Genomic DNA, 13,623 nt, shown 5'->3' with positions numbered 1-13,623 from the left:
ATTTTTCGCGAATTCACTTGAACGAATAAGCGTGTGTACATGCTAGCTTTTCAAAAAACTCAAAATATCTATGCCGATGCTTTAAGTTGAATATCAGTTAAATAGCGTTTACGCTTTTTTTCAGTAAGTGTTTGCATATCTACAACAACCAGCCCGTCAATACAGTTATTGAAATCAGGGTCGACATTAAAGCCTAAAAATGCCACACCACCGTCTTTTGATACCTCTGAATATTGCTTATAAAGGGTAGGGACATTCACTCCCATGTTAGCAAGCAGGTGCTTTAGTTGAGTGAACTCCGCTTTATAGTCATCTCCGGTAAAACGGTGCAAGGGCTCTTGTGTCATTTGATAAGGCCGTTTGCATGTAGCTTCCCCAAATTTTGCAGGAAAGTAAGTTGAATAGAATTGTACAAGCAAGTCTTTTGCGGGGTCTGGATAAGCGTTACTTAACGACACTGCGCCAAAAAGATAGCGATACTTAGGGTAGCGGTTGAGAAATGCGCCAATACCAAACCACAGATAGTCTAAGCTTCGTTTGCCCCAATAACGCGGCTGCACAAAGCTTCGTCCTAGCTCCAATCCTTCTTTGAACAGCTTGTCGTTATTTTCGGAATAATTAAAAAGGGTTGCAGAGTATAGCCCTGTTGGGTGCGAAGACGCACTGAGAAGCTCTGCATCACCGAAACGATATGCTCCTACAATTTCTAAGTCTTGCTCATCCCACAGCACAAGATGGTAGTAGTGCGAGTCGTACTGATCAATGTCTCGACGTTTGTTTGTGCCTTCGCCAACCGCTCGAAATGCCACTTCTCTCAAACGACCAATTTCACGCATAACAGGTGAGCAACTTTTGTGTTGATATAGGTAGATTGACTTTCCATCACCCGTTTCACCTAAGTGCTCGCACTCACGTATAGCTCTAGCAAGCTCTTTCCTATCTTCTGGCATGGCTATGGACGCTTGCGTTTCGAAAACGCCTTTCTTATTACTACCAATTCGATACAAGTGGCGTTTAAACAGCTTCACTTGTTCTTTTAGAGGAATATTGGTCTGTTGATAGGACTCGAAAGGAATGAGTTGCCCGATGCGCATAGGTAAGTGTTTTTTCCGCTGCTTAAACATTTCCTTAACGAGAAGGGCGGTTGCAAGCGGTTTGTAAACCATCGAGACACTGTAAAAAAGCGGGCTATTTTTAGCATCAATATAAACCGGTAATATAGGTGCTTTCGCTTGTCTTGCAATACGTAAAAAACCGGTATGCCAACGGGTGTCACGAACACCTTGGGGTCGTAATCGAGAAACCTCTCCGGCAGGAAAAATTAAAACGGCACCATCACTATTTAAATGAGACTGGATTGCAGATAAATGCTGCTTAGGTGTACCACCTTGCATATTGTTAACAGGCAGCAGCATGTCGTGAAGCGGCTCAATAGCCATTAGCATTTCATTTGCGACTACTTTTAAATCGTGACGAACTTCACTGACGAGTTTGATGAGCGCCAGGGCGTCAAGCGAGCCAATAGGGTGATTGGCAATGATCACCACTCTACCTTCGCTGGGTATCCGCTCTTTCTCTACATCTCGTGTAGAGTAGCTGATATTAAAATACTCCAGTACTTGTTCAACAAAATCGATGTCTTCGTAGTGTGGGTAAGTTTCACCAAACTCGGTAATTTCACGTTCATGAAGAAGGTGTTTTAAGACAAAAGACAGAGACTTAAAAAGAATTGGGTTATCCGCAACACGAGGATAATGTTTATTAAGAACATCGTTTACAGTAAACATAGAACCTGTTTCTCTTTCGGTTTTGCCGAACAATAGCAGGGCAATATGACGCTTTTTGCACACTTTAATGGCAGTTATTTGACAGCGTAGAGAATGGGTATCAGCCACAGTGCCAGCAACTTTAGGAAAAAGTAAAACCTCTGCGCCGTGGTGGCCTTTCAACGTTAGGTGTGTCAAAAAGTTGAAAGGCGTCAGCAGTGCTATTACCCGCTGCCAAAGTAACAAAAAAGCAAAATACTCGTTTGCTCAAATAGCTATGCCGCTTCAGAGCGAGACGTCTTCACATTTATTGAGGTAACGTTAGCTGATTCGAGAGTGTCAAGATAGTGAACAAGGGACAAATTGCCTTTGTCGTCTTCGGTCAGTGCACTACAGTTCTCAATCCAGTCTCCATCATTAATATAGTGGATGCCGTTTTCAACGGTGCTTTCTGGGTGATGGATGTGACCACAAACTACGCCGTCTAAACCCATTTCTTCAGCGCGTTTACAACATGCTTCTCGATAACGGGAAATGGCTTCATTTGCGCCTTTGATGTGCTTTTTTATATATCCGGCCAGTGACCAATACTCACGTTTTCGCCACGCCCTAAAACGGTTGAATTCACGATTCAAAAAAAGCAGTAAATCATAGCCTTTATCGCCAATCCAAGCATGAAATTTACCCATGGTGACATCGCCATCGAATTGATCGCCATGTAAAACCAAATAGCGCTTGCCTAACGCCGTGGTATGCACCAACTCGCGCTCTATTTCTATATCGCCAAAGGCCATGCCAGAATAAGATTGGATGGGTTCGTCATGGTTGCCCGGCAAATAAACAACACGTGTACCTTCTTGGCTCATTTGCATAAATTTATGCATGACTTGGTTGTGCGCCTTCGGCCAGCGAAACTGCTTGGTCATTTGCCACATATCTACAATGTCGCCCACCAAGTAAAGCGTGTCGACAGTAATACTGTCTAAGAAAGAAAGTAAATATTCGGCTTTACAATCGCGATTTCCCAGGTGGATATCCGAAAGCCAAAGTGTACGGTAGTGTGTTTTATTCATAGTGAGGGTCCAAAGCTATGCCTTGGACCCTCACTATAGGTTTGCATATTTACATTACCGTGACGCTTGCTTGACCGTTGTGTGACACACAGGAAAAGCTTTTTGTTGTATGGAAGTAGCATTTTCGAAAATTTAAGGTGAAAAACTACCTCATAATAGGTAGTCTGTTCATATCAAGGATGAAGTATGACAATGTACATGGCAGTACATATTCCCGCTTTATTGTCATTTCCTAAACGTGTTTTCTTTCATCCTTACTATTTTTGTTGCAATAAACTTGTATAAGGATGAAACATGAAGTTAAACAAAAAACTCGCTCCAATTCCTCTATTTGTTTCGCTTGCGCTAACGGGCTGTATTGAAGTTGATGACGACAGTAACGATGGCGTAGTTGATGCACTGAATCAACAAAACTCTGTACTGACTGAACAAAATAACCTTTTAGCCGAGCAATTAGAAAATAGTCAGACTTCTGTAACGCTTTCTGGTTTAGTGGTTGGTGTCGATAACGAGGCACCTGTAGATAATGTGTTGGTTACTGTTTATCAGGGTGAATCAGTACTTGCAGAAAATGTCGAAGCTGACAATGGGCAGTTTACTATTGAAGGGTTGCCATCAAGTTCAGATTTGACTGTCGTAGCATCAACTTCTGATGATAGCTATATGAGCCGCGCATACTTTATTACAACCGCCCCCGTAAGCACCGGTGAAGGGTTTGATGATATCGGTACTTTTATGCTATCTGAACCTGTTAATGTGACTTTCTCAGTTATGGATGAGAGCACTGGGGAAGCGATTAGCGGTCTTTCTTTTACTGGTTTCTCATATTCAGGTGTGGCAACTAGCAACGTGTTTGATTTTGCACATAGCACAACGTTTAACGAAGAGACGCAACAGTACGATATTACGCTACCAAAAGACTTGGCAGTAACTTTGCGTGCAGATATTGACTTGGATGATGACGGCGCAGCTGATTTCGCTACTGCTTCTCTAGATTTTGTGAGCATTGTTGATGATAAAATGTATATCTACAATGCCAATGAATTGGACGCATCAGAGATTACACTGGGTGAACCTGAGGTTATTGTCGATGAAGAAAAGTCACTCTCCATCACACTTATCGATACGCAAGGAAATGTGTTAGACGAAGCAGCATTTATTGTTGAAATTGAAGATGAGACAATAAATTCATCGTTTGATAGCGAAGCGCAAGTGCATGAAATGACTGTGCCTTTCAACAATTATAGTGACATAGAGATGCCGTCATTCACTAGCGATGATGTTACTTATTCTACGGGTAGGATTTCGCTATCAAGGTATACAACGTCTCAAACAAACGAAACGCGTATTAGCGTAAATTTGTCTGGGTATGACTCTAATAGCTACTACAGCATTGCAGATGAAGAAACACTTAATCTTGTGCTGGTAGCGCGTGAAGTGGTACCAAGTTCTACTGTTGAATTTATTACGTCTAACTTAAACAGTGATGACTTCGCTTACTCTGTTTTTTACAGCGAAGCGGTTAGTATAGACAGTGAAGAAGTTAGCTTAGTGTATGAAGACGTTACCGTTACACGTGGAAATGATTCAGCGGACGACACTGTACCAGCAGGGTATACGTATGTTAGAAGCACAGACAGAGAAGTAAGTGTAACAGCAAGCCAAGCATTAGGCGGTATAAAGCACACCTTTACTCCTGATGACGCTTTACAAGGGAACACGTCATACCGTTATGAAATTGGCGAAGTTACCCCTGCTTCAGGTACGCTCGCAACTGAATTGTATGAAGACGAGTACTCATTTACCACGCCTGCAGGTGATGCTGGTGACTTTGATATTAATTCATTAGTGTTAGATAACTTTAACTACTACACAAATGGTGCTGTGATCGTTAGTGAAAATACTGCCGGTGTCGCCAATCCTGCATATCCTTACAGCAGAAATGTGAGTGTGCTACTACCTACATCAATAGAATCGCTAAACTATCTTATTTTGAATACACAAAGCTACTCAGAAAATGGAAATGTGTATACACGAGAAAGACAGTATGAAATTGTTAGAGATGGCTATGTTTCGGCGACTCCCTATTTGGCTCTAGATGTTGCAGAAAATGAGATTGTTGATAACAATTCAAGCGAAAATATCATGCTTGGCACGACTGCTACCGACGGTAGCCACGTCTACAGACGTTCAATCAATATCTATCTTGAAGATAATACAGCTGATTACCCTGTAACCGTGACCTTCTCTTACGAGTATCAAACAAAAGAGGGTGAAACTGGCTCAGGAACAATGACGTTGCCTGTTCTATAAAGCTACTATTGTTTTGCAGAGGCTGATATTTGATATCAGCCATTTTTATTTCAAACCCAATACATCGGTAATTTCTATCAATTTACTGCGCATCCATTTGTTGACTAAATCATCTGCATACTTTTTGTGCCAATACATGTAAACCGGTAGCAGTGGGACCTCAAACGGAAGCGGAGAAACTATAATGTCGAACTTTTCACAAAGCTGATAGGCATACCGCTCTGGCATTGTCAGAAGAAGTGAGCATTGACTGGCGACGTGCACAGCTGCAAAGTAATGTTCACATTGAAGTGCAATGTTACGATGCATGTTATGTTGGGCAAGTGCGAGCTCCACGCTATCTAGCTTAGAGTCTTTGAGCGTTACCAAGATATGTTGCGCAGCAGCGTAGCCCTTTATTGTTGGATTTTTTAGGTAAGGGTTGTTTGGTGCGCTCACCACGACAAAGCGCTCGTTGCAGACAAACTGTGACAAAATGTCTTCACTTGTTGGAACCAGTACGTCAATCACAAGGTCCAGCTCTTTTTTTGTTAACAACGGCTCTATCTCAGGCCATGTGACTTGTCTGCTACATACCGAAATATTGGGAGTATGGGTAATAAGGTCAGGCATAAGCGTGGGAAGAAACGTCGATTCTAATATATCCCTCAGACCCAGCTTTAGCTGCCTTGCCGAAGCAGTAATATCAAAGGTCACATCACCTTGTATGGTTTGTTCTAGTGCATCAACGGCCTGACTGACTGGAGCAATGATTTTCTGGCATAAAGGTGTTGGTACCATTTGTCGTCCATGGCGGACGAACAGTTCATCTTTGAAGTTGACTCGCAATCTGCCTAATGCATGGCTAACGGCTGGCTGGGTTAAATGAAGGTGCCTTGCTGCTTTAGTTATACTACCTTGTTCATAAACTGCTCTTAACACGATAAAGAGGTTAAGATCGATCTTCCCATGCATCATATTTATGGCTTTCCATAATAAGGCATCATTTTTATTTATTGTTAAACAGAGTACACTGGCTCAAATGTTAATAAAAGGTTTCTTTTGTAAGGGGCGTGTACATGCAGGCATCTGTACTTACCGAGGTATTGTTACCTCTTGCGTTGGCATTCGTAATGTTTGGTATGGGCCTAACACTTACAATTGGTGACTTTACCCGTTTATTAAAAGCACCGAAGGCAGTGCTAACAGGGTTCATCGGGCAAATTGTATTGCTGCCATTACTGGCCCTGGGGCTGTGTTTTGTTTTCGGCCTGCCCGATTACATCGCCGTTGGCGTTATGATTTTAGCCGCTTGCCCTGGTGGCACAACAAGTAATTTAATCAGCCACATCGCAAAAGCAAATCTCGCGCTTTCGGTAAGTCTTACCGCTATTTCTACCATTGCGTGTGTATTTACTACCCCCTTCATTATTCAATTTGCTATCGATTACTTCGTAAAAGAAAACGCGCCTGAATTCTCTATCATTCAAACAGTAACAGGGCTTGTGGGTGTGTCTATTTTGCCTGTAATTATCGGCATGACCATTCGACGGTTTAACACAACATTTGCGACTAAGACTGAGAACTTTTTTCGACAGTTTTCCATGTACTTCATGCTGTTGATGATTGTTGGCGTGCTTGTGTCTGAAAGAAACAACCTTGCATCCTCGTTAGAAGCTGCATTTTTGGTGTGTTTAACGCTCAACCTCTCTTCGGTACTGCTTGGGCTATTATTGGCTAAGGTTTCGAAGTTAGCATTCAAAGACTCTCTCACTCTAGCCATTGAAATTGGCGTTCAAAATGCGGCATTGGCCATGTTGATATGCATCACCTTTTTAAATGCGCCAGACTATGCCATTGCGCCAGGTGTTTATGGTATTGCTATGTATATTGGGCCTGCGCTACTCGCTGTTTGGGCCAAACGTAAAAACAAAAGAGAACAAGAGGTTCAGAAAGCATCAAAAAAGGGCCAGCCAGTTAAGTTGGTTCAGTAGTTTAGTAACGTCCAGAAATGTCACATTGAGAAAAAGAAACCAAGAATAATAACTAGGAAATACATCATGCGCATAGTAATCACTGGCGGTGCTACCGGGTTAGGTCGGGCTATTGCCGTACATTGGGCTAAAAAGGTGGCGGGTTTAGACGTCTGTATCGCTGATATTAACGAAGAAAGAGGCAATAACGCGGTGGCTGAGTTGAGCTCGCTGGGCGCGAATGCTTTTTATATCCATTGTGATATTACTTCTGACAGCGATGTAAGGGCCTTAACACAAACTGTTGAGAGCCGGTGGGGCACAGTTGACCTTGTTTTTAACAATGCTGGTGTTGCGACAGGCGGTAGCCTTTTAGATGAAACGCCTGAACAATGGCAGTGGGTGTTCGATATAAATGTGCTAGGCATGGTAAGAGTAACCAGAGCCTTCGTTCCGTTGATGCGAAAACAGGGATGCGGCTATTTCGTGAATATTGCGTCTCAAGCAGGGCTAACGCCTATTCCATACATGGGAAGCTATAATGCAGTTAAAGCCGCTGTGGTTTCATTTTCCGAAACAATGAAATTAGAACTTGGCCCCGACAATATTGATGTTAGTGTTGTGTGTCCAAGTTTCTTTAAAACCAACCTCGATGAGTCTATGCGAAGTAGCAATCCCGCGTCGCATAAGATGATCAATAAGTTTTTTGCTAAAGCTGATATGACTAAAGAGGAAGTGGCTGAGTCAATCTATCAACAAGTTAGTAAGAAGCAGTTTCTTATTCTTACTCATAAGCTCGGAAAACGCGCTTTTATTTTAAAGAAATTGTTACCTATGCAGCGCTACATCAATAACATGCTTGCGCAGACGAAATCGATGAAACGGGCAATGGAAAAGCAGTCGTAAGTGAATATTGCATTACGCTCTTTAATTTGCAGCCTTTAATGCCGCTTTATAGAGCATCGTTTATTTATAGAAGATGATTTAGCAGACACTTTACATAGAAAATATCTAACACAAATCTAATTAGAAGAAACAAATATGCAGCAACAAGTTGTAGACAAGGCCGACAGTGTAAGAGCAGGCGAAGAACTAGAAGTGGGCGCCGTTCATAATTGGCTGAAAGAGAATATCCGTTCATCAGACTCATTGCTAACGGACGCTATACGCAATTGCAATGCGCTTCCCAAAGTAACTCAGTATTCTGGAGGCGCGTCTAACTGGACGTATTGTTTAGATTATCCAGAAACGTCCTTAATACTGCGCAGAGCACCAGCAGGCACTAAGGCAAAAGGGGCGCACGATATGGGCCGTGAATACCGGCTACAGCATGCACTAAAACCCGTTTATCGCTACGTTCCAGAGATGCTTGGGCTTTGTGAGGACGAGAGCGTAATTGGTACCGAGTTCTACGTGATGGAGAAGTTTACGGGTGTCATTCCGCGTAAGAATTTACCGAAAGGTTTAAGTACGTCTGAACAACAAACCAAGCAGCTTTGTAAGAATGTGCTTGATAGTTTGATAGAACTTCATAAAGTCGATTATCAAAAAGCAGGCGTTGATCATTTAGGTAAAGGAGCGGGCTATATCGAGCGTCAAATTAGCGGTTGGAGTACACGATATAGCAAGGCAAAAACATGGAACGTGCCTTCTGGTAAAAAAATCATGCGTTGGCTTGAAAACAACATGCCAGAAAACGAGCGTATTTGTATTACTCACAATGACTTTCGTTTCGATAATGTGGTGTTAAAACCCGACGATTACACACGTATTATTGGGGTATTAGATTGGGAATTGGCAACGTTGGGCGACCCGTTAATGGACCTAGGCAATACACTAGCGTATTGGGTTGAGGCAGACGATGACTTTTTAGCTCAGTCTACCCGAAGACAGCCGACGCACTTGCCCGGAATGCTCACGCGAAAGCAGGTGGTAGCTTATTACTGCAACGAGATGGAAATAGACGTTGAAGATTTTACCTTCTATGAAGTGTATGGGCTTTTCCGTTTAGCCGGAATTGCGCAGCAAATTTACTACCGTTATCACCACAAGCAAACTAATAACCCAGCATTCAAAAATTTCTGGATTTTCATTCACTATCTAATGTGGCGTTGTAACAAAGCCATAAAAGCATCAGGAAAACGATAATGACAACAAGACGCAATATTCTGATCACAGGCGCAAGCTCTGGCCTAGGGAAAGGCATGGCAATTGAGTTTGCTAAGCAGGGTTGCAACTTAGCACTATGTGCAAGACGCTTCGAAAACTTAGAAAAATTGAAAGAAGAGCTGCTTTCTATCAATCCGAACATTGAAGTGTATATTCGCTCATTAGATGTGAATGATCACGACGCCGTTTTTGAAGTGTTCGATGCTTTTAAAGCCGATATGGGAAGCTTAGACCGAGTTATTGTAAATGCTGGAATGGGCAAGGGAGCTTCAATAGGTACAGGCTTCTTTCATGCCAATAAACAAACGGCCGTCACTAATTTTGTGTCAGCACTGGCTCAGTGCGAAGCGGCAATGGCTATCTTTAGAGCGCAAAATAGCGGACATCTTGTAACCATTTCATCCATTAGCGCAGTCCGTGGTTTCAGACGTGCTATGACAGTTTATGCCGCTACAAAGGCAGGGTTAACCTCTATGACCGAGGGCATAAGAATGGATGTTATGAACACGCCAATTAGCGTTACCTGTATTCACCCAGGCTTTATTCGCAGCGAAATAAACGAAAAGGTAGAGAAGGTACCTTTCATTGTTGATACTGATGTGGGGTGCCGTGCAATGGTGAAAGCAATTAATAAAGAAAAGGCGAACGCTTTTGTTCCAAGCTGGCCGTGGGCTTTGCTGCACTGGATAATGCGTATCGCACCTGCCAGTACTATTCGAAAAATGAGTTGATGGCTGTTGCGCTGCTGATAAATGTAGCTTGAGCATGTGGCGCGAGTTCTTATGCAACTCGCGCTCGCCATATGAGGCAAGGTACAGTTTGCACAGTAAGTGACAACGCTATTTAAGATGGGATAACTGATGTAAAAAAAGAGATACAAAAAAAGCGCCAGAAGGCGCTTTTTTAACTACTAATCGTAAAGATTAACCTAGTGCTTTGATTTGCGCAGCTAGACGGCTCTTATGACGAGCAGCTTTGTTCTTGTGAATCAAGCCTTTAGTAGCCATTCTGTCAAGTACTGGAGTAGCAGCAGTAAGTGCAGCTTGTGCCGCTTCTTTGTCACCGCTTGCGATAGCAGCGATAACTTTCTTGATGCTTGTACGAGTCATTGAACGACGGCTAGCGTTGTGCTGACGACGCTTTTCGGCTTGGATTGCACGCTTCTTAGCAGACTTAATGTTAGCCAAGGTGTAACTCCCAAAATAAATTCATGTCAAAAACGAGGGTGCGGATTGTGCCTACCAAACGCCCAAATGTCAAACGATTTAAAACTTAAATCGTTTCGCGTTAAAACGCGCAAGCTATTGAACACAAAGTATGCTCAACACGTTGCACATTCTTTGCGACATTTTCTGCGAGAACATCGATTGATTATTTATCACTTAGATATTCTTTTAGGACACTCAAGCGACAGACATGCATAAAAAGTGCACCCCATATCGGGCGCGGATTATAACAAGAAAGTTATTAAAGATGCACAACTATTTTGAATAAATCATTTCGCCTGTCATGGCCTTTCGTTATGATGGCTGGCTTGCAACCTGATGTTGCCTTACAACATTTAGCAAAAGTCTTTGATGCTTTATCAATTCGCTTTTGTCTGTGAATCTGTTTTTTACCTCTTTATTGGAAATGTGACGTGTCACGGAAGTTAATAAAATCTGGTCTTATCGTCAGCATAATGACCTTAGTCTCTAGGGTATTAGGCCTAGTACGCGATGTTGTTGTAGCCAAGTTAATGGGCGATGGGGCGGCAGCGGACGTATTTTTCTTTGCCAACAAAATTCCCAACTTTCTTCGTCGGTTATTTGCTGAAGGCGCGTTTGCTCAAGCGTTTATTCCCGTTTTAACTGAGGTTCACGAAGGCGATGATAAAAAGCAACTGCGTGAATTTGTCGCCAAAATTAGCGGTACGTTAGGCGCTATCGTCTTCGTGGTATCAATTATAGGTGTTATTGCCTCTCCCGTTCTTGCGGCGCTTTTCGGTACAGGGTGGTTTGTAGCATGGCTTGAAGGTGATGAAGCTGGAGACAAATTTGTACTAGCATCGACCATGTTAAAAATTACCTTTCCTTATCTAGCGTTCATTTCTTTGACTGGGCTTGCGGGCGCTGTATTAAATACGCTCAATAAGTTTGCTGTAGCAGCCTTCACACCTGTCTTACTAAACGTGTGCATTATCGCGTGTGCAATTTACTTAGCACCTACATTAGAACAACCGGCTTACGCGCTAGCATGGGGCGTTTTCATTGGCGGTATCGTTCAATTCTTGTTTCAACTACCGTTTCTATACAGAGCTGGGCTATTGGTAAAACCAAAATGGGGCTGGCACGACGAAAACGTGGTAAAGGTTCGCACTTTAATGATCCCTGCGCTGTTCGGTGTGTCGGTAGGCCAAATAAACCTGCTGTTCGATACTTTTATCGCCAGCTTCCTTGTTACTGGCTCAATTAGCTGGCTTTATTACTCTGACAGATTGCTTGAGTTTCCATTGGGGCTTTTCGGTATAGCAATAGCCACCGTAATTTTGCCTACGCTATCAAGAAATCACGTGAGCAATAATCCCAAAGCTTTTGCCGCGAATATAGACTGGGCATTTCGCATGGTGTGTTTGTTAGGTATACCAGCAGCAGTGGGGCTTGGCGTGATGGCAAGACCAATATTAACGGTCATTTTCCAGCGCGGCGCTTTCACTGCAGAAACGGCCATCATGGCGTCTTACTCGCTTACCGCCTATTCATTTGGCTTGCTTAGCTTTATGCTGGTTAAAATACTTGCCCCAGGGTTTTACTCTCGCCAAGACACTAAAACACCCGTTAAATTTGGTATTTGGTGTATGGTGGCAAACATGGTGTTTAACGTTGTTCTTGCAATACCGTTTGGTTATGTAGGGCTGGCGGTTGCAACCAGTATGTCCGCTACGCTCAATGCCGCTTTACTTTACATCACACTGCATCGCCAAGGCGTTTTTGCGCTAAGTCGTACATCAATTCTGTTCATTGCACGGGTGGTTATAGCCAGTACTGCGATGGGCGGGCTAATTTATTACCGCGACCAAGGCTTAGCCTTCTTTGATTTGTCGCTTTCTGCCCAAATGTTAGAAGTAGGGGTAACTATTTCGCTGTCGGTCCTATTATTCATGACGACTATGGTTGTGTTGGGCATGCGACCTAGACATTTCAGAAGCGGCGGCGGTTAATTTTTAGTATAAGCACGGGCACCTCATCAGAATGGTGCGTATGCTTGGTATTGTGCTCGCGGTCGGCTATAATCGCGAGCTTTGATTTTCTAGCAGTTAAAAGGTAGTGGCTAACAGTGGAATTTATCCGCGGGCTAAACAATGTAAAACCGCACCACAAAGGGTGTGTGCTCACTATTGGCAAGTTCGACGGTGTACACCGTGGTCATCAAGCCGTGCTGGCCAATGTGCTTGAAAAAGCGAAATCGCTATCTCTTCCTGCCACCGTTATGGTTTTTGAACCACAGCCTGAAGAAGTTTTTATGCCTGACAGGGCACCAGCGCGAATTAGCCCGCTTCGAGAGAAATACGAGCTATTGCGCCAGCAAGGCGTTGATAGACTGTTGGCGGTAAGGTTTAATGCTGATTTTGCAAGACAAAGTGCAGACACCTTTGTTCATGACTTATTGGTAGACAAGCTAGGCGTTGAGTTTCTTGTTGTGGGTGATGATTTCCGTTTTGGTAACGGGCGAAAAGGCGACTTCGAGATGCTAAAGGCAGCAGGCCGCCACTACGGATTTGAAGTAGTTAGCACCCATAGTTTTACCATGCACGCTCACCGAATAAGCTCTACAGCAGTACGTGAAGCACTTGCTGATGGCGATTTTGGCTTGGCGACGGAAATGTTAGGTCGTCCGTTTGCTATTCATGGCAGGGTGGTTCACGGCGAGAAGAAGGGCCGTACTATTGGCTTTCCCACTGCAAACGTAATGCTAAAACGACAGAAGACACCCATCCATGGTGTTTTTGCTGTTCGCGTAGATGTAGATGGAAAACACTTCAACGGTGTAGCCAATATTGGTACTCGCCCTACACTTAACGGTGTAAGAAATCAGCTAGAAGTACATATTTTTGATTTGTCATCTGATTTGTATGGAAAACCCATCACCGTGTTTCCCATGGCAAAAATCAGAGATGAAATTAAATTCGCTTCGTTTGAAGCATTGAAAGACCAGATTCAAGCAGATGCAGCGCAGGCTCGTCTGTTATTAGCATAGATAAACATGGTAAAGTCGCAGTGAAAACTGGGGGTGTTGGGTTCGCTTTCATGCATCTTGAAACCTCTACAACTAGCGTTCACTGAACCACTTTGCCAAAAGAATTAAGCCGCT

Annotated in this window: 11 protein-coding genes; 7 read left to right on the top strand and 4 right to left on the bottom strand. The window is 43.3% G+C overall.

Annotated elements, in window-relative coordinates; translation table 11 throughout:
• Positions 1-68: 68 nt before the first annotated feature.
• The gene (olsF, locus tag ACHUFN_RS04520) at positions 69-1,787 is read right to left on the bottom strand and encodes a bifunctional ornithine lipid synthase OlsF (RefSeq protein WP_394221596.1); all 1,719 of its coding nucleotides are present in this window, start codon (positions 1,785-1,787) and stop codon (positions 69-71) included.
• A gap of 254 nt (positions 1,788-2,041) precedes the next feature.
• Entirely contained in the window at positions 2,042-2,839 is a 798-nt protein-coding gene (locus tag ACHUFN_RS04515) for a UDP-2,3-diacylglucosamine diphosphatase (protein ID WP_394221122.1), read from the bottom strand.
• 294 nt (positions 2,840-3,133) lie between these two features.
• Here ACHUFN_RS04515 and ACHUFN_RS04510 point away from each other — a divergent pair, with 294 nt between their 5' ends.
• Positions 3,134-5,152: a hypothetical protein gene (locus ACHUFN_RS04510; RefSeq protein WP_394221121.1), complete on the top strand. Its 2,019-nt coding sequence runs from the start codon at positions 3,134-3,136 to the stop codon at positions 5,150-5,152.
• Between the two features lie 45 nt (positions 5,153-5,197).
• Here ACHUFN_RS04510 and ACHUFN_RS04505 read toward each other — a convergent pair whose 3' ends face one another.
• A complete protein-coding gene (locus tag ACHUFN_RS04505) occupies positions 5,198-6,109 on the bottom strand; it encodes a LysR family transcriptional regulator (RefSeq protein ID WP_394221120.1) in 912 nt (303 codons plus the stop codon).
• A 101-nt stretch (positions 6,110-6,210) separates the two neighbouring features.
• Here ACHUFN_RS04505 and ACHUFN_RS04500 point away from each other — a divergent pair, with 101 nt between their 5' ends.
• The 4 genes from ACHUFN_RS04500 (at position 6,211) to ACHUFN_RS04485 (ending at position 10,004) form a co-directional block, all read left to right on the top strand.
• Entirely contained in the window at positions 6,211-7,125 is a 915-nt protein-coding gene (locus ACHUFN_RS04500; protein ID WP_394221119.1) for a bile acid:sodium symporter family protein, read from the top strand.
• A gap of 66 nt (positions 7,126-7,191) precedes the next feature.
• The gene (locus tag ACHUFN_RS04495) at positions 7,192-8,010 is read left to right on the top strand and encodes an SDR family oxidoreductase (protein WP_394221118.1); all 819 of its coding nucleotides are present in this window, start codon (positions 7,192-7,194) and stop codon (positions 8,008-8,010) included.
• Between the two features lie 135 nt (positions 8,011-8,145).
• Positions 8,146-9,252 (top strand): phosphotransferase family protein, encoded by a 1,107-nt coding sequence (locus ACHUFN_RS04490; protein WP_394221117.1) that lies wholly within the window; start codon positions 8,146-8,148, stop codon positions 9,250-9,252.
• Positions 9,252-10,004 (top strand): SDR family oxidoreductase, encoded by a 753-nt coding sequence (locus ACHUFN_RS04485; RefSeq protein ID WP_394221116.1) that lies wholly within the window; start codon positions 9,252-9,254, stop codon positions 10,002-10,004. The genes ACHUFN_RS04490 and ACHUFN_RS04485 overlap by 1 nt, the downstream gene beginning before the upstream one ends.
• A gap of 192 nt (positions 10,005-10,196) precedes the next feature.
• Here ACHUFN_RS04485 and rpsT read toward each other — a convergent pair whose 3' ends face one another.
• Positions 10,197-10,460: a 30S ribosomal protein S20 gene (rpsT, locus tag ACHUFN_RS04480; protein WP_014950134.1), complete on the bottom strand. Its 264-nt coding sequence runs from the start codon at positions 10,458-10,460 to the stop codon at positions 10,197-10,199.
• Positions 10,461-10,912: 452 nt separating this feature from the next.
• On the opposite strand from rpsT, the gene murJ reads away from it, so the two are divergent.
• Together murJ and ribF are read left to right on the top strand one after the other, a co-directional pair.
• Positions 10,913-12,472, top strand: coding sequence for a murein biosynthesis integral membrane protein MurJ (gene murJ / locus ACHUFN_RS04475; RefSeq protein WP_394221115.1), 1,560 nt, complete (start codon positions 10,913-10,915; stop codon positions 12,470-12,472).
• A gap of 116 nt (positions 12,473-12,588) precedes the next feature.
• On the top strand, positions 12,589-13,509 hold the full coding sequence (ribF, locus tag ACHUFN_RS04470; protein WP_394221114.1) for a bifunctional riboflavin kinase/FAD synthetase: 921 nt from the start codon (positions 12,589-12,591) through the stop codon (positions 13,507-13,509).
• Positions 13,510-13,623 lie beyond the last annotated feature (114 nt).

Origin of the sequence: Alteromonas gracilis, from assembly GCF_043642145.1 — a bacterium.
In the GTDB taxonomy this organism is placed as follows: domain Bacteria; phylum Pseudomonadota; class Gammaproteobacteria; order Enterobacterales; family Alteromonadaceae; genus Alteromonas; species Alteromonas gracilis_B.
This window is presented reverse-complemented; position numbering and strand designations above follow the sequence as displayed.